This window comes from Plantactinospora sonchi (assembly GCF_036422035.1).
Classification (GTDB): Bacteria; Actinomycetota; Actinomycetes; order Mycobacteriales; family Micromonosporaceae; genus Plantactinospora; species Plantactinospora sonchi.
Window position 1 is genome coordinate 15,472 of the sequence record NZ_JAZGQK010000010.1, and the last position, 19,527, is coordinate 34,998.

Consider the following 19,527-nt stretch of genomic DNA (forward strand, 5'->3'; position numbering starts at 1 on the left):
GCCACTTCTTGCGCCGGTGACCGACCCGCCTCGGCGCCGGGGTTGTCGTCAGCCCGGCAGTCGCCGCTGGTTGCGTCGTTTCGCCGCCCGGCTGAACGGCCTGCCGATCTCGACAGGGACGTCGACCACCTCCCCGGGGTCGTCGGCCGTGCCGGGTGCCCGTGCCCCGCCGAGTTCGCCCTGCTCGTCGCAGGGCACGGCGTCCACCACACCGTCGACGTCGCCGACACCGTCATACCGGGGTACGACGTCGTCCCGGCCGAGCCGGGGTACCGGTGTCGGTGTCTCGGCGGCGGGCAGGTCCGTCGGCGGATGGGCCAACGGACGCGGCTTGTCCACCGGTTCGTCATCATTCGCCATGAGTGCCTCCTCCGCACACGGTAGGAGGTGACCGGCGACGAACACGGCTAAATGACACTTTGTAGGTATAGACCCGTTATCAACCGCAGGGCCCCCTCCCTGGCCCCCGCCAACCACAGCGCCGGCTGCCCGGCCCCCGCCAACCACAGCGCCGGCTGCCCGGCCCCCGCCAACCACAGCGCCGGCTGCCCGGCCCCCGCCAACCACAGGGCCGGCCCCCCCGGCCCGACCCGGCCTGGTCGGCTCGTCGGGTTGACGCGGTCGGCCCAGCTCCTGGTCCGACGCGGCCGTGCGGAGGACTCGGAGTTTGCGGCGGAGGACTTCAGAGCCGTTCGCGGTGGAGGGCTCAGAGTTGCTTGCGGTACAGGAAGAACACCCGCTCGATGGTCGCCCCGGCGGCCCGCGCGTAGAACGGGACCGGCCCGACCCAGCCGATCTGGGCCCGGCGGTGACCCGCCGCGTACTGGTCGCGGAGGCAGCGCCGAAGCAGCACACCGCCGATCCCCAGACCCTCGGCGGCCGGTGCGGTACCCATCGGCCCGAACCAACTCGGCCGGGAGGAGCCGTACGCCGCGAAGCCGAGCAGTTCCGGCTCGCCGCCGCTGTCCGGGGTACGGAAGGCGAGGTGGCAGCCGGCGTCGTCCGGCCCGATCGAGTGCGCCAGTTCCGCGTCCCAACTGCCGCCGAAGGTGTCCCGGGCGAACCTGCCCAGCGCCGCGACGTCCGCCGGCCCGGCCCGGCGTACCGTGACGCCCTGGGCCGCCAGTCGCTGTTCGGCGCCGGTGGTGGGCCGTAGCGCGGGAGAGGACTCGTCGGACAGGTCGGCGGTCATGTTCCAGGCCGTACCGTCCGGGGTGTAGCCGAGCGCCAACGCGGTGCAGACCGCCGGCGTGTACCGGACGTCGATTCCGGGCCACGCGTAGTGCGGGGCGTTGCCGGCGATGCGTACCTGGGACGCGCCGACTGCGGCGAGCGCCGTCTCCACCGACCGCAGCAGCGCTCGGCCGATGCCCTGCCGCCGCCGGTCCGGTCGGACCACCAGCAGGTCGACGTGCCCGACAGTCGGATCCCGGTACGCCAGCGAGCCGAGCGCCGCGCCGACCACGGCGCCGTCCGTCAGGGCGACCGCGCCGACGGTACGTCGACGTTGCGTCGATGCGGGTGGCGGTGTGTCGTCGCGCAACCGGGCCACGATCCCGGCCGCCTCGGCGGCGTCCTCGGGCAGGTCCAGTGCGTCCCGGCACAGTCGCGCCACCGCTGGCGACTGGTCGTCGGTGAGCGCGACGATCGAGAACTCGGCTTCCATGATCGCCGACGATAGGACATCGGCCGGTCGCCGTACAGGTTGAGCCGACGGCCCCGCATGCTGGCCGGGGTGCTCCAGATGCTGAGCCGACGGCCCCGCACGCTGGCCGGGGTGCCCCGCATGCTGAGTGGAGTGTCCACCTCCGCCGGCCGGGCCGTCCGTCATCCCTGCCCGAGCTGCTGGGCGGTCCGGACCGCGGCGTACGCGTCCACGATGCCGGCGCCGGAGACGTGCGACGGCGCGCCGCAGTCGTCGGCGGGCTGGCCCGACCGGAACGTCGGGTCGACCGGTGTGGCGGTGTCCCGCAGGATCCGTCCGGTGGTCTCCAGGTCGCCGACCAGCGCCGGATTCGCCGACCACATCAGCGCGACGACGCCGGCCACGTGCGGGGCGGCCATCGAGGTACCGCTCTGGGTGCCGTAGCCGCCGCCGGGCAGGGCGGACAGCACCTCGTCGCCGGGCGCGACCAGGTCCGGCTTCGGCGTCCCGCCCGGCGCCGGGCCCCGGCTGGAGAAGAAGGCCACCTGTCGGTTCCGATCCGTCGCGCCAACGGTGAAGACCTCCGGGTACGGCGCGGGCGGGTCGTCGAGCGATCCGCAGAACGGACCGGTGTTGCCGGCGGCGGCGACGAAGAAGACGCCGGCGGAGGCGAGTGCGGCGGCGGCCGGACGCAGCGTCTCCCGGGCACATCCCTCGATCGGCGGGCAGCCCCAGGAGTTGGTCAGCACCTGGGGGGCCCGTTCGGGGCGTCCGGCGGTGAACGGGTCCGCGCCGGGCGGGTACGGCGCCAGCATGAACTGCAGGCAGTCCAGGTAGTCGGCCGGGTTGCCCAGGTTGCGGTCCAGGTTGACGCAGCCCACCCAGCGGGCGCCCGGAGCCACCCCGACCTGTTCACCGCCGACGGCGGTGGCGAGGGTGTGCGTACCGTGGCCGCCGTGGTCGACCGGGGCGCGGGATCCGTTCCACGGGTCGTGCCAGGAGTCGGCGCCGCCCCGGAAGCCGGGGGCCAGGGCCGGATGTGTGCCGTCCACCCCGGAGTCCGAACTGCCCACCACGATGCCCGTACCGTCGACGCCGAGTTCGGAGCGGACCCGGTCGGCGCTGATCATCGTCAGGTTCCAGCCCGGCGTGCGCGGGGCCGGGGCGTCGCCACCCATCGGCGAACCACCGGCCGGCACCGGCCGCAGCCGCTGGCTGACCAGCACCCGGGCGACGTCGTCCCGGCGGGACAGCCAGGCCCGGACCGCCGGACCGCCGTCCGTCTCGATCGCGTTGACCAGGTAGTACGGCGTGTGGTTCAGGCGTAGCCGGTCCAGTTCCCGACGCAACCCGGTCTGGGACGCCTCGGCGGTGTCGACGAGTCGGCGGTAGACCTCCCGGGCGCGGGCCTCCCGGCCGGCCGGACCGGTGCCGCCGGTGCCGGCCACCCCGGTCAGGTCCGCCTGCTGGCGGAGCACCACGAAGAGCCGCTCACCGTGCCAGCCGGGCGAGCCGACGCCGACGTACACCACGCCGGTGCCGAGCAGCAGGGCGGCGGCGACGGCCACGGCCACCGGCCGGCGGGGCAGGGAGGCGCCGGACCGGCCGAGGCCGACGCCGTACCCGAGACCGAGCAGCACCGCGACGGCGAGCGAGCCGAGCGCGGCGACGGCGGCCCAGTACGGCACGTCCCGGGTGACGGCCAGCAGCAGGGTGATCTCCTCCGGGTCCGCGAAAGCCAGCGGACCGACGGCGGCGACGCCGACGAGCCAGCCACCGGCGGTGCCGGCGCCCGCCGCCGCCGTGCCGTCGGGCCGCTGTCCGGACACCGCGTGCAGCGCGGCGATCGCGAAACCGGTGGGTGGCAACACCAGGAGTACGGCGAGGGAGGTGCCGGACTGGCCGGTGCCGGCGGCGAGCAGGGTGAGCGCCACCCCAGCCACCAGCCCGCCGAGCAGGACGAGGCCGGTGCGGGATCCCGCCGGAACCGGGCCGCCGCGACCGCGCACCATGCTGTCCGGTGTGAAGGCGGCCCAGAACCGGCTGTCCAGGACGGTGGCGGCCAGCCGGCCGACCGTGGCGGCGGCGAGCAGGGCGAGGACCGTCTCCAGCGTGCCGCCCAGCGCACCGACCCAGACCCAGGGCAGCAGCAGCGACAGTCCGGCGGCGACGCCGAGGAGGATCGCCGGCTCGGTGCGGAACCGAACTTTGGCCGCCCGGCCCGGAGTCGCCTCGTCCGGTTGCCGCTCCGGCTGCCCGGCGCGCCGGCGGAGTGCCGCTGGTGGTGACCATCCTGGCCCGTCGGGTCGGCCACCGAGCCGGCGGATCAGCACCGTGGCGAGGGTGACCGTGGCGGCGAACCCGGCGAGGTACGCCTCGTGCGCGGTCGGTGGAAGCGCGCGGAGTGCCAGGAGGACGCCGAGCGTGACCGTGCCGAGCAGCCAGGCGCGGCCGGTGGCCCGTACCGCCGGGGACCGGGGCAGCGCGGCTAGCAGACCGGCGGGGACTCCCACCAACAGGGCATTGCCCAGGCCGACAGCGGGCCAGAGCCAGGCCGGCCGGTCCAGCCCGGCGACGAGGACCAGCTGGTCACCGAGCCAGCCGAGAGCCTGGGCGCCGACCGTCACGCCGACCGTCCAGACACCGACGAGTACGGCGGCGACCACCGGCCACGGACTGGCTCCGGTCGCCCCGACCGGCGGTGGGTACGGCGGCACGGCCGGCCCGGGGGAGGTCGCGTCGGGCGGTGGCGGCGTGCCGTCCTGCATCCCGGAACAGTACGACGCCTGGCTCGACCACGCCGCTCGCCGGTTGTCGTCGGTGGTGCCCCCGTGCCGGTCGGGGCCGGCGCGACGGGACGGTGCCTCGTCGTGACCGGGGGACGGTCAGGCAACGGACCGACACGGGTTACCGCGGCGGGCGTTCACTCCACCGTGACTCGGTACCGCTGTCGTGCTCGGGTCCGTCGTCGAGTTGGGTGGAGACCTCGGGACCTGACGGAGTCGTGTCGTCGGTGGTGGCGCCCCGGAGGCGGTCGACCAGTTGCTCCAGCGCGGCGACCTCGGCGCGCAGCGCCGTCCGACCCTGCCGGGTGAGTCGCAGCCAGGTGCAGGGGCGGCGTCCCTCGTACCCCTTGGTCACCTGCAGCAGGCCGGCGTCCTCGAGGATCCGCAGGTGGCGGTTGAGGTTGCCGTCGGTCAGCCCGAGTTCGTCGCGCAGGGCGGCGAACCGGCAGTCCCGGACCTCGCTCAGCACGGTCAGGATGGCGAGGCGTACCCGCTGGTGGACGGTGTCGTCCAGGGCCAGCGCGGGGTGCGTCGACGGTGGCCGGCGGTCAGGCACCCGGTACCTCGGCGACGGACACCCGGTGGTTGGTCCGCCGGGTCCCGAGCGCGCGGGCGGCGGCGAAGACGACGAGTGGCAACGCCATCAGGACAAGATAGTGACCTGGTCGGAGGGCGAGCTCGCCACCGAGCGAACCGCTGCCACCGCCCAGCAGGTCGGTGGCCCAGGGCGGCAGGTAGCCGAGCCGGTCCGAGCCGCACAGCCAGGCCGTCAGCAGCGCGATCCACCCACCGGCGACGGCGAGGGCGACGCTCCGTTCGGCCCAGGCGAGGGCGACCACCGAGGCGGCGACCGGCATCAGCGGGGTCAGCAGGCCCGGCCACCAGAAGCCGACCGGGCCGCTGCTGAGGGCGTCGGACGGCAGTTGCCGGTCGGGTACCGCCGCGAGGACCGCGAGCAGGATGAGTACGCCGAGACCGGTGCCGACGAAGACGGGCCAGGCGACCCGCAGGCCGAGTCGGCGGGCCCGCCAGGCGTACCAGAATCCGGTCGCGAGGAAGAGCAACGGGATCCCGACGAACCAGAAGACGTACGAGAGCACGGGGTCGTGTTGCTCGTCGCGCAGCCCGGCCCAGTAGGGGTGGCTGATGGTGATGCTCGTAGGGGCCGCGAACGGGGAGCGGTAGAGCAGTGCGCTGGCCAGCAGCAGTACTGCCACGCCGAGCGCCGGCAGCCAGGCCCCGCCGTGCGCCCTGGCCCGGGTACGGCTGCGGAGCCGTTCGAGTTCGGCCAGCGTCTCGGCCGGTCGGGTGTCGTCGGGCGCGTCCATCACGACTCCTCTGACTTTGCATCGGCTATGCACTCTGCGATGCAAAGTGCCTCTGTGATGCAAAGTGTATGGCCGAGGTCACGCCGACGGCAAGACCCACGCATCGTGACCTGTTAATAGGGGGCCCTTCCTGTACAAGAAGCGATAAGAGGGGGCCCTTCCTTGCCGGCGGCAGGCGGCTAACGTGGACGCGTGCGTGATCCCAGCCTTTCCCGGAACACGGCCAGCCGGTTGTCCCCCGCCCGCCGCGCGGCCGACCTGCGGCGGCTGCGGAGCGAGCGGTTCGACGTCCTTGTCATCGGGGGCGGGGTGACCGGTGCGGGCGCCGCGCTCGACGCGGCCTCCCGGGGGTTGAAGGTGGCGCTGGTCGAGGCCCGCGACTACGCCTCCGGCACGTCCAGCCGGTCCAGCAAGCTGATCCACGGCGGCCTGCGCTACCTGGAGCAACTGGAACTCGGGCTGGTTCACGAGGCACTGACCGAACGTGGCCTGCTCGCCACCCGACTCGCACCGCACCTGGTCCGTCCGGTGCCGATCCTGGTGCCGCTGCCCGCCGGCAACGGTGCGAAGGCCCTGCCCGGCCGGGTCTGGCGGCGCTCCTACTACGGCACCGGGGTCGCCGCGTACGACGCCTTCGCCGGGATCTTCGGTGGTGGCCGGGGCATGCCCCTGCACCGGCACCTCACCCGGGAGAGCACCCGACGGATCTTCCCGAGCCTGCGCGCCGACGCGGTCTCCGGCGCGATCCGCTACTACGACGGCCAGGTCGACGACGCCCGGCTGGTGGTCACCCTGGCCCGGACCGCGGCCAGCCTCGGCGCGGCGGTGGTGACCAGCGCCCGGGTCGTCGGCCTCAACCGGCAGGCCCGCGAGGTGACCGGGGTGCGGGTCCGGGACATGGAGGCACCGGCACAGGGGAACGGCGAACCCGCCGAGTTCGAGGTGAACGCCCGGACCGTCATCGCCGCCACCGGGGTGTGGAGCGACGACATGTCGGAGCTGCTCGGCGACGTCGGCGTCCGCCGTGGGCTCCGGGTCCGCGCCTCCAAGGGGGTCCACCTGGTGGTGCCCCGCTCGGCGATCACCGGGGAGGCCGGGCTGATCCTGCGCACGGCGACCTCGGTGCTCTTCGTGCTGCCCTGGGGCGGGCACTGGATCATCGGCACCACCGACACCGACTGGCGGCTCGACCGGGCCCACCCGGCCGCCTCGGCCCGCGACATCGACTACCTGCTCGACCAGGTCAACAGCGTTCTCGACCGGCCGTTGACCACCGACGACATCGAGGGCGTCTACGCCGGGCTGCGCCCGCTGCTGACCGGAGAGGCGGACTCGACCTCGAAACTCTCCCGCGAGCACGCGGTCTTCGAGCCGATGCTCGGGCTGCTGCTGGTCGCCGGTGGCAAGTACACGACGTACCGGGTGATGGCCGCCGACGTGGTCGACAAGGCGGCCCGCCGGATCGGTGGCGTACGCCCGTCCCGCACCGCCGACCTGCCGCTGCTCGGTGCCGACGGGTACCCGGCGCTGTGGCGGGACCGGGCGGACCTGGCCCGCCGGCACGGCGTACCGGCCGGGGTGGTGGAACACCTGCTGGAACGGTACGGCAACCTGACCACCGAACTCCTCGCCATGATCGACGCCGAGCCGCTGCTCGGTTCGCCGCTCGCCGGCGCACCGGAGTACCTCGCCGCCGAGGTGGTGTACGCCGCCCGGGCCGAGGGAGCGCTGCACCTCGACGACGTGCTGACCCGGCGTACCCGGATCTCGTTCGAGACGCCGCACCGGGGCGTCGAGTCGGCCGAGCAGGCGGCCGAACTGATGGGCCGGGTGCTCGGCTGGGACGCCTCGGTACGCGCCCGCGAGGTCGAGCACTACCTGGCCCGGGTCGCGGCGGAGCGGCAGTCGCAGCGGATGCCGGACGACGCCACCGCGGACGCGGCCCGGCTCGGCGCCCCCGACGTACGCGGCCTGGCTGCCGACCGTGCCGCGGACGCCGGGCTGGGCGGGGTCGAACTGTCGGGCTGACGGCGGACCGGCCGGGGCAGGCGCGGCGGTTGTCCGCCCGACCAGGCTGGCTCCGCCCGTCGGGCGGCCGGGTGGACACAGTGGAGCGTGCCACCCCCGTTATGACCGGACTGCGGCGGCTGGGACGTAGGCTGGTTGGGATGCGACCCGAATCGGGCCAGGTGCTGCACTTCTCCGAGGATCCGACGATCACCCGGTTCCTGCCGCACGTCGCGGCGACGGCACGGCAACCGGAACCGTACGTCTGGGCGGTCGACCACGAACAGTCCCCGGCGTACTGGTTTCCCCGGGACTGCCCGCGGGCGCTCGCCTGGTGCGGCGGGACCACCACCGACCAGGACCGGGCGCGGATCGTCGGCGTCGGCTGCGGGGTCCGCGTCCACGCCGTCGAGTACGGCTGGCTGGCGGCGCTCCGGACGGTGCGGCTCTACGCGTACCGGCTGCCCGCCGAACCGTTCCGCCCGTTCGGTACGCCCCGGCCGCACGCGATGGTCGCGGTCGAACCGGTGGTGCCGCTCGGCCCGGCCGAACCCGTCGGCGACCTGTTGCGCTGCCACGAGGAGGCGGGCATCCAGCTACGGGTCCTCGACAACCTCTGGCCGTTCTGGGACGCGGTGGTCGCCAGCACCGTGGAGTTCAGCGGGATCCGACTGCGCAACGCGAGACCCCGGCCGGTCGAGGGCGGCGTGGCCCCGGTCGACGCCTAGATCACCTTGCCGGGGTTGAACAGTCCGGTCGGGTCGAGGGCGTGCTTGATCGCCTGGTGCACCCGTACCCCGACCGGGCCGATCTCCCGGGCCAGCCAGTCCCGCTTCAGCAGGCCCACCCCGTGTTCGCCGGTGCAGGTACCGCCGAGTGAGAGTCCCAGCTCCATGATCGCGTCGAAGGCCCGCCGGCCGCGTTCCACGCTGACCGGATCGGCCCGGTCCACCACGATGTTCGGGTGCATGTTGCCGTCCCCGGCGTGCCCGACCACGCCGATCGGTACGTCGCACTCGACGGCGATCCGGGCCACCCCGTCCAGCAGTGCCGCCAGCGCGTCCCGGGGCACCGCGATGTCGTCGATGACCAGGCCACCGTTGCCACCCGGGAACGCCTGCGCGGCGAACCGCTCCATCGCCGGGTGCGCCAGCCGGCGGGCCTGCAGCAGCGCTGCCGCCTCCTCGGCGTCGGTCGCCGCGTAGACCTCGTCGGCGCCGCTGGTCGTACAGACCTCGGCCAGCCGGGCCAGGTCGGCGGCGGCCTGCTGCCCGGTGTCGGCGGCGGCGAGCAGCAGCGCCCCGGCGTCGGTCCGCAACCCCATCGGCCGGTACGCCTCGATCGCCCGCAGATGGGTCCGGTCCAGCAGCTCCAGCAGGCTCGGGGTGAGCCCCTGGGCGGAGATCTCCGCGACCGCCCGGCCGGCGGTGGCGGTCGACGGGAAGACCGCGACCAGGGTCAACGACTCCTCGGCCGCCGGGCGCAGCGAGACGGTCACCTCGGTGATCACGCCGAGGGTGCCCTCCGAACCGACGAAGAGCCGGGTCAGGTCGTACCCGGCGACTCCCTTGGCGGTACGTCGTCCGGTGCGCAGCACCTCACCGTCGGCCAGTACCACCTCCAGGCCGAGGACGTACTCGGTGGTCACGCCGTACTTGACGCAGCACATGCCGCCGGCGTTCGTGGAGACGTTGCCACCGATCGTCGACGACTCCCACGAGCCCGGGTCGGGCGGATACCGCAGCCCGTGCTTGGCGACCGCACCGGCCAGCGCGGCGTTGACCACACCCGGCTGCACCACCGCGATCCGGTTCACCGGGTCGATCTCCAGGATCTCGTCCATCGCCGTCATCGAGAGCACCACCGCGCCGTCGACCGCGTTCGCGGCGCCGGCCAGGCCGGTCCGGGCACCCTGCGGCACCACCGGTACGCCGTACGCCGCGGCCGTGCGGACCACGGCGACCACGTCGGCGGTGCTACGGGGGCGGACCACCACGGCGGGCATCCCGGCCGCGCAGAGGTCGGCCTCGTCGCGCTGGTAGCCACGGAGCAGGTCGGGATCGGTCAGTACGGCGGATTCACCGAGGGCCGCCCGCAGGTCGTCGAGAAGATCCGGCATGGTGGGCAGGCTAGTCGGCGGACGACCCGTCGACCATGGCCGTTCTGGACCTGCGCGGTTAGGAGGGGCCCTTCCTCTACCAGAAGCGATAACAAGGGGCCCTTCCTTGCAGGTTCAGGGGGTTCGGGAGTGGGTAGTCCCCGCCATGCGCACCGTCCGGGACACCGTGGCAAAAACGCCCGTGGATCTGGACCTGGACCGGGAGCGGATCAGTCAACTGATGAAGGAGTTCCGTCGGCGGTCCAGGGCCACCGTGCGGGACCGCTGGCACGCCGTACGGTTCAACATGCTGCTGTCGGTGCAGGCGGCGGTGGCGGCGGCGCTGGCCTGGACCGCCTCGCACGAACTGCTCGGCAACCCGTCGCCGGTGTTCGCGCCGATCTCCGCGATCGGCACCATCGCCTCCTCGGTCGGGCAGCGGTTCCGCCGGACCATCGAGCTGATCATCGGCGTCGCGGTGGGGATCGGGCTCGGTGACGTCCTGGTCCTGCTCGCCGGGCGTGGTGCGTGGCAGCTTGGCCTGATCGTCCTGCTCTCGATCGTGGTCACCATCTTCCTGGGCGGCGGCCCGGCGGTGGTGACCCAGGCGGCGGCGACCGCCGTGCTGATCGTGACCGTCATGCCGTCCGAGTCGAACATCGAGGCGCCCCGGGTGATCGACGCGCTGATCGGCGGTTTCGCCGGACTGGTGGTGATCGCGCTGGTCCTGCCGCTGAATCCGCTCCGGGTCGTGGACCGGGCGGCCCGGCCGGCGCTCGGCCGGCTCACCGAGGAGCTGACCGAGACCGCGGAGGCGCTCAAGACCCGGGACGCGGCGCGCGCCCAGCGGGCCCTGGACCGGTTGCGGGAGGTCGAGGAACATCTGCAGAGCTTCGCTGAGGCGCTGGAGGGCGGCCGGGAGACCTCGATCCTGTCGCCGGTGCGCTGGCACCGCCGGCCGGCGCTCGCCCAGTACGTGGAGAGTTCCGAGTACATCGAGCACGCCGTGCACAACAGCGGCACCCTGATCCGGCGCTCGGTCACCGTACTGGAGGACGACGAGCCGGTGCCGGAGGAGATGGCGAACGCGGTGGCGCTGCTCGCCGAGGCGGTCAAGATGCTCCGCCGGGATCTCGGGATCGGCATCCAGCCGGAGGCCGCGCGGGAGCAGGCTCTGCAGGCGATCGGGCAGGCCGGCCGGGCGTACGACGAGGGGGTCGGGTTCTCCGGCAGCGTGGTGATCGCGCAGGTCCGGACCACCGGCAGCGACCTGCTCCGGGCGACCGGAATCGAGCGGACCGAGGCGAACCGGCTGGTGCGGCTGGCGGCCGGCGGACACGCCGGAGACGCCGCCCAGGCCGCTGCCGATGCGGCCCGGTCGGGCGGTCAGCGGCGCAGTTGACCGTCCGACCAGCCTCGGGGCGATTCCCGCCTGTCCGGCCGGCTCACGACGCCGTCCGCCCGGATGCCCGGTTGAGGGCACCGATCCGGGACGCCGGCCGGCCGGCTCAGGGCGCCGATCCGGGATGCCGGCCGTTCGGCTCAGTTCGCGTCGGTGAGGGTGGCCAGGGCGGCGAGCAGGTGATCGACGTGCCGGCGGGTGGTGCCCAGGCCGATACTGGCCCGCAGCGCGGTGGCCGGCAGGTCGGCCCGCCCGTTCCGGCTGGCCGCCTCGGCGAGCAGTCGCCGGGCCAGCGGGTGGGCACAGAACAACCCGTCCCGGAGCCCGATCTGCCACCGTTGGGCGAGTTCCGCCGCGACCTCGGCCGAGTCCCGGCCGGCGACCACGAACGACACGATGCCGACCCGGGGCGCCTCGGCGGCGAAGGTACGAAGTTCGCACACCTCCGGCAGCGCGGCGAGCCCGGCCCGCAGGTGGGCGAGGAGCGCCTGCTCGTGGAGGTGCAGCGCGGTCCGGTCCGCGGCCTCCAGCGCCTGGCAGACGGCGGCCAGCGCGACCGCGCCGAGCAGGTTCGGGGTGCCCGCCTCGTGTCGGGCCGGCCCGGTCGTCCACCGTACGTCGTGGGTGGCCGCCCCGACCGCCAGCGTGGCCCCGCCACCGGCCAGGTACGGCGGAGCCGCGTCCAGCCAGTCGGACCGCCCGGCCAGTACGCCGATCCCGAACGGCGCGTACAACTTGTGTCCGGAGACCGCCACGTAGTCCACGTCCAGAGCGGCGAGGTCGACCGGGGCGTGCGGGGCGAGTTGGGCAGCGTCCAGGGCGATCCGCGCGCCGTACCGGTGGGCGACCAGGGCCAGTTCCGCCACCGGCCAGACCTCCCCGGTGACGTTGCTGGCCCCGGTCACCGCGACCAGGATCGGTACCGCCTCGGTGGCGCCCCGGCGCAGTTCCCGGAGGGCGGCGTCGAGTGACCGGACGGCCGTGGCGGGCGACCCGGGTACCGGCAACCGGACCGCGCCGGCCGGCCACGGCAGCAGGTTCGCGTGGTGCTCGCCGCCGAAGGTGACCACCCGGGTGCCGGCCGGCAGGGCGCGGGCCAGCAGGTTCAGCGCGTCGGTGGTGTTGCGGGTGAAGATGACGTGGTCGTCCGCGCGGACGCCGAGGAAGTCGCCGACCCGTTCCCGGGAACGCTCGTAGGCGAGGGTGCTGCGTCGGGACAGCGCTCCGGCGCCCCGGTGCACGCTGCCGTACCAGGGCAGCAGTTCGGCGACCGCGTCGGCGGCGGCCCGGGCGCACGGCGCGGTGGCGGCGTAGTCGAGGTTGATCTGGCCCGGCACGCCGAGCACGTCGAGCGGCCCGGCGGCCGCCGCCGTACTGCCGGCAGCCAGCGCCGCGACGGTGCTGTCGGTGGCCAGCGCCGCCGCCGCCGTGCTGTCGGCCGGCGCGTCCGCGGGCCGGCCGGGGGCCGTCACCGCTGCAACGGGGTCCGGTGCCAGGTCGGCGGGCGCGGTACGGCGGGCAGGGGGTGCGACAGTGGTGCTCATCGGGATACCTCCGGCAGTCCAGGGACCCCGGAGCGGGATGGGTCGGGGCCCGCGCTTGCCTGGCGCGGCTGTGCGACCAGGCCCGGTCATCACCCGGGGCACCCCACCGCGAACCTCGACGAGGGTTGCCGGCCAGCAAGCCGGGGCTGAACGCTGGCACTCGTGACCTGCCGCCGAGCATAGCCGGACGGGAACTGGCACGACCAGGCGCTTCCGAATGTGACTACGCTGACGTCATGGTCGACACCCCGCCGCCCGGTGCGCCGACATCCGCGCCACCACCGGTTCCGCCGGCAGCGTTCCCGCCGGCACCGCCCGGCGGACTGCCGGTGGTCCGGGTCCGGTCGCGGTCCGGGCTGGGCTGGCGCCGCATCCTGGTCCTGGTCGGGGTGATCCTGCTGATCGCCGGCTGCGCGGTGGCGATGCTGCTCACCCTCGGCGAGCGGCTCGGCTACACCGCCCTGGCGGTCGGGCTGGTCGCGGCGATCGTGCCGGTGCCGGTCCTGGTCGCCTGTTTCCTCTGGCTCGACCGGTACGAGCCGGAGCCGGTCAAGTACCTCGTCTTCTGCTTCGGTTGGGGCGCGGCGGTGTCGACGTACGCCTCGCTGAACGTGAACGGGTTCGCGGCGGACCTGTTCCACTCCGCCGGTCTGTCGGATTCGCTGGTGGCGGTGCTGGTCGCACCGTTCATCGAGGAGCTGACCAAGGCGCTGGGCCCGATCCTGCTGCTGCTCTTCCGGCGTCGGGAGTGGTCCGGCATCACCGACGGAATCGTCTACTGTGGCATGTCGGCGATCGGGTTCGCGATGGTGGAGAACATCCTCTACCTCGGCGGACTCGGTTACGCCGAGGGCGCCAGCCAGTACGGGCCGGCCACCGGCACGATGAACCTCTTCGCGGTCTTCATCTCCCGGGTCCTGATCAGCGGTTTCGCCCACCCGCTCTTCACCGCGATGACCGGGGTCGGGCTGGGCATCGCGGCCCGCTCGGCCGACCGGGCGGTACGGATCACCGCCCCGCTGGCCGGTCTGCTGCTGGCGATGATCCTGCACGGCACCTGGAACCTGGCACCCACCCTCGTCGAGCAGACCGGTCAGCCGCTGATCATGCTCTACAGCTACATCAGCCTGATGGTGCCGATCTTCCTGGGCATGGTCGGGCTGGCCATCTGGCTGCGTGGCTGGGAGGGCCGGCTCACCGAGCGACGGCTGCCCGACTACGTACGCACGGGTTGGTTGACGCCGCCGGAGGTCGCCGCGATGAGCAGCCTCGGCCGGCGGCACGCGGCCCGGCAGTGGGCCCGCCGGGTGGCCGGCCCGGACGGCCTGCGGGCGATGCGCGCGTTCCAGTACGCCGCCACCCGGTTGGCGCTGCTGCGGGACGGGATGGTGCGAGGGCTGGACGCCAAGCCGGCGGCGTTGGCCCGTTCGGTGGCCGAGGAGCGGCGCCTGCTCGACGAGTTGCAGGCGGCTCGGCAGGTCTTCGTCGGGCGGGATCCGCAGGCGCCGCCCGGGTTCTGGGACGGGGCCCGCTACCACCTGACGTTCCCGGACGGGACCAGGCGGACCGTGGAGGCGCCGAGCGAGCCGGTGGTGCCGATCCCCGTGGTGCTGGTGCCGGCCGGCCATCCGCCGGCCTTCGGCGGCTACGGCCCACCGGCGCCGTACGGGACGGGCGGGCCGTCGGCGCCGCCGGGGGGCAGCCCGCCCTACCCGCCGTACCGGCCACCCGGGGGTTTCTAGAGGTAGAGGCCGGTGGAGTCGTTCTCGACCCGCTGGGCGGCCACCGCGTGCACGTCGCGTTCGCGGAGCAGGACGTACTCCCGGCCGTGCAGTTCCACCTCGGAGCGGTCGTCCGGGTCGAAGAGCACCCGGTCGCCGGAGACGATGGATCGGACGTTCGGACCGACACCCACCGCGGTCGCCCAGGCCAGGCGGCGCCCCATCGAGGCGGTCGCCGGGATGACGATGCCGGCGGTCGAGCGCCGTTCACCCTCACCGCCCTCGGTACGCACCAGCACCCGGTCGTGCAGCAGGCGGATGGGCAGCCCGTTGTCGTTGTTCACGTCGGCGGTCACGTCGCAAAACGGTACCGTGCCCCGCCGTCGCGTCGACCTGCGCCTCCTCGGCCCCCGCCGCCCGCCCCGACCTGGTCAGCCGGCCGGGCCCGTCGACCGTGTCGCGCCCGTTGACCGTGCCCCGGCTCACCCGCACGCCGGTCACCCGTGCCGGGCGGGTCATGCGCGCCGAGCCGGGCTGTACCGGTCCGGCTACGGTAGGGAGGCCAAGCTTCCACAGCGGGAGGTGCGGATGAGTTCTCACAGCCGGGAGGTGCGCTTGAGCCGCTTCGAGCAGCTACGGGCGAGAATCCGTCGCGCCTACGTGTCCGGGCGGTCTGGGAACCGGCCGCAGCCGTCGACGCAACCGGAGGCGGGCGAGGTCGCGGCCGCGCCGGTACCGCCGCCGCCGGTACCGGTCGAGGAGTCGGGGGAGATCGTGCACCCCTCGACGGCGAGCCGGGACGACGAGGACGTACCGCACGCCCTGCGGATCGCCGCCGCCTGGTCGTGGCGGCTGATCGTCATCGGGCTCGTCGCGTGGGCCCTGCTGAAGGTGATCGGCACGATCCGGATCGTGATCATCCCGCTGGCCATCGCGCTGCTGCTCTCCGCCCTGCTGGCGCCCGCGGTCGGCTGGCTGCTCAGGGCCCGGTTCCCCCGTTCACTGGCGACCGCGGTGGTGCTGGTCACCGGCCTGGCCGCGGTCGTCGGCACCCTCACCCTGGTGGTGAACGAGTTCATCCGGGGCGTACCGGACCTGAGCCGCAACGCCACCGACGGCATCCGGCAGATCCAGGAGTGGCTGCAGACCGGTCCACTGCACATGTCGGACCGGCAACTCGACTCCTACATCGCCCAGGGCGAGCGCTGGATCAACGAGAACACCCAGTCGCTGACCAGCGGGGCGGTCTCCACCGCCGCGACCGTCGCCGAGCTGCTCACCGGCGCGCTGCTGGTGCTCTTCGCCACGTTCTTCTTCCTCCGGGACGGCGGCAAGATCTGGCGGTTCATCGTCCGGCTGCTGCCGGTCGCGGCCCGCTGGCGGGTCGACGACGCCGGCCGCGCCTCCTGGGCCACCCTGGTCGCGTACGTCCGGGCGACCGTACTGGTCGCGTTCATCGACGCGGTCGGGATCGGCATCTTCCTCGTCGTCTTCGACATCCCGTTCGCGTTCCCGCTCGCCGCGCTGGTCTTCCTCGGCGCGTTCATCCCGATCGTCGGCGCCACCCTCTCCGGCGCGGTGGCGGTGCTGGTGGCCCTGGTCGACAGCGGCTGGGTCACCGCGCTGATCATCCTCGGCGTGGTGATCGGCGTACAGCAGATCGAGGGGCACATCCTGCAGCCGTTGATCATGGGTCGGGCGGTGGCGATCCATCCGCTCGCGGTGATCGTCGCCATCGCGGCCGGCGTGGTGCTGGCCGGGATCGTCGGCGCCCTGGTCTCGGTGCCGCTGGTCGCCGTGCTCAACACGGCGGTACGCCGGCTGGCCCACCGACGGCGGCCCGAGGTGCCGCCGGACGCGGTGGTGGTGGCCCCGACCGCCCCCTGAGAGCCGCCGGGCGGCCGAGAGCCGCCGCCGGTCGGCTCAGTCGCGCCCGAGCCGCTCCAACGCGCCCCGGGCGATGTCCGGACGGGTGGTGTACCAGAACGGCGGCAGCGAACGCCGGAGGAACGCCCCGTACCCCCGGGCCGTCTCCAGCCGGGAGTCGAGCACCGCCACCACACCCTTGTCCTGCACCGACCGGATCAGTCGACCCACCCCCTGGGCCAGCCGTACGGCCGCGATCGGAACGCTGACCGAGGCGAAACCGGAACCGCCGGCCGAGTCCACCGCCGCCGCCCGGGCCGCCGCCAGCGGCTCGTCCGGCCGGGGGAAGGGCAGCCGGTCGATCACCACCAGTTGGCAGGCGTCGCCCGGCACGTCCACGCCCTGCCAGAGGGACATCACCCCGAACAGGCAGCTCGCCCGGTCCTCCCGGAACCTCCGGACCAGCAGCGGCAGCGCCTCCTCGCCCTGCAGCAGGATCGGCAGATCGGTCCGGGCCCGCAGCAGCTCCGCGGCCTGCAGCGCGGCGCGGCGGGACGAGAACAGCCCGAGGGTACGACCACCGAGGGCGCCCACCAGGGCGAGCAGTTCCTCACCGGCGGCGGCCGGCAGGCCGGAGGCGCTGGGCCGGGGCAGGTGCGCGGCGACGTACAGGATGCCCTGCCGGGCGTAGTCGAACGGTGACCCGACATCGAGTGAACGCCAGCCGGGGCCCGAGTCGACCGGCCCGGGGCGGTCGCCCGCTCCCGCCGGCGCCGGTCGGCTGGCGGCCCCGGAGGGTGCCGTCCCCGCCGCCGTGCCACGGCTCTTCGTGGCCATCGCCGACGCCGCCGCCGAGGGGGCGGGCGGGGACGACGTCGGCAGTTCCAGGCCGAGTGCCCGGGCCACCGTGTCGAACCGGCCGCCGAGGGCGAGGGTGGCCGAGGTGGCGACGACGGTCCGTTCGTCGTACAGATGGGTGGCGAGCGTGCCCGCGACGGAGAGCGGCGCGACGACCAGGGCACGCCGGCCGACCGGCCCCTCGGGCTTCTCCACCCACGCGACGTCGTGGTCGGCCTCCTCCAGCAGCCGCTGGGCGGTCTTCGACAACTCGTCCAGTACCGCCTTGGCCTGCTGCTTGCGGACCGGATCGGGGTCGTCGGCCTTGACGTCGCCGATCTTCTCCAACGCGCCCCGGGTCGCGGCGTCGAGCAGGGTGCACGCCTCGCGCAGCGGTGCCGGCAGCCCGCCGGTGATCCGCCCGGCCGGCGCCTCGGTCAGCCCGACCGCGAGCGCGTCGCCGGCCGCGACGAGCCCCTCCGCCAGCTCCGGATCGACCAGCGGGCGGGTCCGCCGCGCCGCTCGGTCGATCAGCTCCGGGATCAGTTCGGCCTGGGCCGCCGAGGAGACCCGGTCGGCGAGCTCGTGCGCCTCGTCGACGATCAGCAGTTTGTGCGGCGGCACGATGTGCCGGCCGGCGAGCATGTCGACGGCGAGCAGGCTGTGGTTGGTCACCACCACGTCGGCCTCCCGGGCCCGGGCCCGGGACGCCTCCGCGAAGCACTCCGCCCCGTACGGGCAGCGGGCCGCGCCGACGCACTCCCGGGCCGGCATCGACACCAGCCGCCAGGACTGGTCGTCCACCCCGGGGTCCAGCTCGTCCCGGTCACCGGTGGCGGTCTCCATGGCCCAGTCCCGCAGCCGCTGGATCTGCTTGCCCAGCCGCCCGGCCTCACCGAGCCACTTGGTGCCGCCGCCACCCCGGGTCGGGGTGTCGAAGAGGGTGTCCTCCGGCTCGTCCTCTGTGGAGTTCTCCAGCCGGGCCAGGCACAGGTAGTGGTGCCGGCCCTTCAGCACGGCGAACGTCGGTCGTCGGCCGAGCACCGGTTCGACCGCGTCCGCGAGCCGGGGCAGGTCATGGTCGACGAGCTGCGACTGGAGCGCCAGCGTGGCGGTCGAGACCACCACCGGGCCGTCGACGGTCAGCGCCGGGGCGAGATAGGCCAGCGACTTGCCGGTGCCGGTGCCGGCCTGCACCAGCAGATGTTCGCGGGACCTGACGCTCTGCTCGATCGCGGTCGCCATCTGCTGCTGCCCGGGGCGGGCGGCACCGCCCGGGACCGCGCCGACGGCGGCGGTCAGCAGGTCGAGGGCGCCGGGTCGGTCGCCGCGACGCCGTCGCCCGGACCTGCCGGTCGGGGCGTCGCCGGGCCCGGAACCCGTGGCGGCTCCGGCCTCCGTCGCCGTCGGGCCGGTCGTGGTGGGTGGGCTGGCGTCGGTGGCGGGCGCGGTCACTGTGCGACCGTACCCGTCCCTCCCGACACCGGGTGTGCTCCCTCGGCCGGCGGGTCCGCCGCTTCGCCCACCCGGGGTACGGCCGCCGCCTCCGGACCGGACGCGGCTCCCGGGACGGGCCCGTTGTCAGTCTCCTGTTGTTGTCGAATCCGACGACTACCGGACGCTTCGCACACGGCGGGTAGTGGGGGACATCCGCTAGGGTGCGGACATGTCGAGCGATGTGGTCCGGGTCGTCTATCGCAAGTACGACGGCACTCCGCACCGGGACTACCCCGCCCGCCGGCTGACCGAGGACGATCTCGGTGTCTGGCTCGGTGTGACCGCCGGCACCCACTCCATCTACCACGGCCGCCCGTCGGTCGAGCAGATCCCGTTCGTCCTGCTCGTTCCGCACGACGCCTGGTGGACGACGATGTTCAACCCGCCGCCGCGGACCAGCGAGGTCTACTGCGACATCGCCAGTCCGGCCCGCTGGGAGGGCGACACCGTGCACCTGGTCGATCTCGACCTGGACGTGGTACGCCGCCGGGGCACCGAGCTGGTGGAGCTGCGCGACGAGGACGAGTTCGCCGAGCACCGGGTCCGGTTCGGTTATCCGGACGAGCTGGTGACGCAGGCCCGGGCGGCGGCGGAGTGGCTGTACGGGGCGCTCGGCGACGGCACCGAGCCGTTCGCGTCGGCGTACCGGAAGTGGCTGGCCCTGGTCGTCTGACCCGCTGCCGGTCGGCGTCGGGGAACGGCGCGGCCAGCGGACGGCGGCCCGTTCACCCGGTCGCGGAGGTCGGCGCGGCCGCGCTGAGCGGCTCGGGGACCATCGCGGTCACCCAGTCGCGGA

The 19,527-nt window shown here is 74.1% G+C and carries 15 protein-coding genes and 1 riboswitch; of the genes, 6 read left to right on the top strand and 9 right to left on the bottom strand.

Annotation, left to right across the window (positions count from 1 at the left end; translation table 11 throughout):
• Positions 1-48 precede the first annotated feature (48 nt).
• The 5 genes from V1633_RS12150 to V1633_RS12170 form a co-directional block, all read right to left on the bottom strand.
• On the bottom strand, positions 49-360 hold the full coding sequence (locus V1633_RS12150) for a hypothetical protein (RefSeq protein ID WP_331214369.1): 312 nt from the start codon (positions 358-360) through the stop codon (positions 49-51).
• A 346-nt stretch (positions 361-706) separates the two neighbouring features.
• A complete protein-coding gene (locus V1633_RS12155) occupies positions 707-1,666 on the bottom strand; it encodes a GNAT family N-acetyltransferase (RefSeq protein WP_331214370.1) in 960 nt (319 codons plus the stop codon).
• 161 nt (positions 1,667-1,827) lie between these two features.
• Positions 1,828-4,413 (bottom strand): S8 family serine peptidase, encoded by a 2,586-nt coding sequence (locus V1633_RS12160; RefSeq protein WP_331214371.1) that lies wholly within the window; start codon positions 4,411-4,413, stop codon positions 1,828-1,830.
• 139 nt (positions 4,414-4,552) lie between these two features.
• The gene (locus tag V1633_RS12165; RefSeq protein ID WP_331214372.1) at positions 4,553-4,987 is read right to left on the bottom strand and encodes a winged helix-turn-helix domain-containing protein; all 435 of its coding nucleotides are present in this window, start codon (positions 4,985-4,987) and stop codon (positions 4,553-4,555) included.
• The gene (locus tag V1633_RS12170) at positions 4,980-5,759 is read right to left on the bottom strand and encodes a hypothetical protein (protein WP_331214373.1); all 780 of its coding nucleotides are present in this window, start codon (positions 5,757-5,759) and stop codon (positions 4,980-4,982) included. Before V1633_RS12170 ends, V1633_RS12165 begins: the two co-directional genes overlap by 8 nt.
• A 192-nt stretch (positions 5,760-5,951) precedes the next feature.
• On the opposite strand from V1633_RS12170, the gene V1633_RS12175 reads away from it, so the two are divergent.
• Both V1633_RS12175 and V1633_RS12180 read left to right on the top strand, forming a co-directional pair.
• A complete protein-coding gene (locus V1633_RS12175) occupies positions 5,952-7,787 on the top strand; it encodes a glycerol-3-phosphate dehydrogenase/oxidase (RefSeq protein ID WP_331214374.1) in 1,836 nt (611 codons plus the stop codon).
• Positions 7,788-7,927: 140 nt separating this feature from the next.
• On the top strand, positions 7,928-8,494 hold the full coding sequence (locus V1633_RS12180) for a DUF6886 family protein (protein ID WP_331214375.1): 567 nt from the start codon (positions 7,928-7,930) through the stop codon (positions 8,492-8,494).
• On the opposite strand, the gene V1633_RS12185 is transcribed toward V1633_RS12180, so the two are convergent.
• A complete protein-coding gene (locus V1633_RS12185) occupies positions 8,491-9,885 on the bottom strand; it encodes an FAD-binding oxidoreductase (RefSeq protein WP_331214376.1) in 1,395 nt (464 codons plus the stop codon). The two genes, V1633_RS12180 and V1633_RS12185, sit on opposite strands and share 4 nt — an antisense overlap.
• Before the next feature lie 166 nt (positions 9,886-10,051).
• On the opposite strand from V1633_RS12185, the gene V1633_RS12190 reads away from it, so the two are divergent.
• A complete protein-coding gene (locus V1633_RS12190) occupies positions 10,052-11,266 on the top strand; it encodes an FUSC family protein (protein WP_331214377.1) in 1,215 nt (404 codons plus the stop codon).
• A 140-nt stretch (positions 11,267-11,406) separates the two neighbouring features.
• On the opposite strand, the gene V1633_RS12195 is transcribed toward V1633_RS12190, so the two are convergent.
• Positions 11,407-12,810, bottom strand: coding sequence for an aminotransferase class V-fold PLP-dependent enzyme (locus V1633_RS12195; RefSeq protein WP_331214378.1), 1,404 nt, complete (start codon positions 12,808-12,810; stop codon positions 11,407-11,409).
• A 46-nt stretch (positions 12,811-12,856) separates the two neighbouring features.
• Positions 12,857-12,978: riboswitch (SAM riboswitch) on the bottom strand.
• Between the two features lie 68 nt (positions 12,979-13,046).
• On the opposite strand from V1633_RS12195, the gene V1633_RS12200 reads away from it, so the two are divergent.
• Positions 13,047-14,552, top strand: coding sequence for a PrsW family intramembrane metalloprotease (locus V1633_RS12200; RefSeq protein ID WP_331214379.1), 1,506 nt, complete (start codon positions 13,047-13,049; stop codon positions 14,550-14,552).
• Here V1633_RS12200 and V1633_RS12205 read toward each other — a convergent pair.
• Entirely contained in the window at positions 14,549-14,887 is a 339-nt protein-coding gene (locus V1633_RS12205; RefSeq protein ID WP_331214380.1) for a GroES family chaperonin, read from the bottom strand. The genes V1633_RS12200 and V1633_RS12205 overlap by 4 nt on opposite strands.
• Before the next feature lie 232 nt (positions 14,888-15,119).
• Here V1633_RS12205 and V1633_RS12210 point away from each other — a divergent pair, with 232 nt between their 5' ends.
• Positions 15,120-16,418 carry an AI-2E family transporter gene (locus tag V1633_RS12210; RefSeq protein ID WP_331214381.1) on the top strand — a complete coding sequence of 433 codons (1,299 nt, stop codon included), beginning with the start codon at positions 15,120-15,122 and terminating at the stop codon, positions 16,416-16,418.
• Positions 16,419-16,454: 36 nt separating this feature from the next.
• Here V1633_RS12210 and V1633_RS12215 read toward each other — a convergent pair whose 3' ends face one another.
• The gene (locus V1633_RS12215; protein ID WP_407952002.1) at positions 16,455-18,539 is read right to left on the bottom strand and encodes an ATP-dependent DNA helicase; all 2,085 of its coding nucleotides are present in this window, start codon (positions 18,537-18,539) and stop codon (positions 16,455-16,457) included.
• Positions 18,540-18,900: 361 nt separating this feature from the next.
• Between V1633_RS12215 and V1633_RS12220 the strand changes: the two genes are divergently transcribed.
• A complete protein-coding gene (locus V1633_RS12220) occupies positions 18,901-19,404 on the top strand; it encodes a DUF402 domain-containing protein (RefSeq protein ID WP_331214383.1) in 504 nt (167 codons plus the stop codon).
• Positions 19,405-19,527 lie beyond the last annotated feature (123 nt).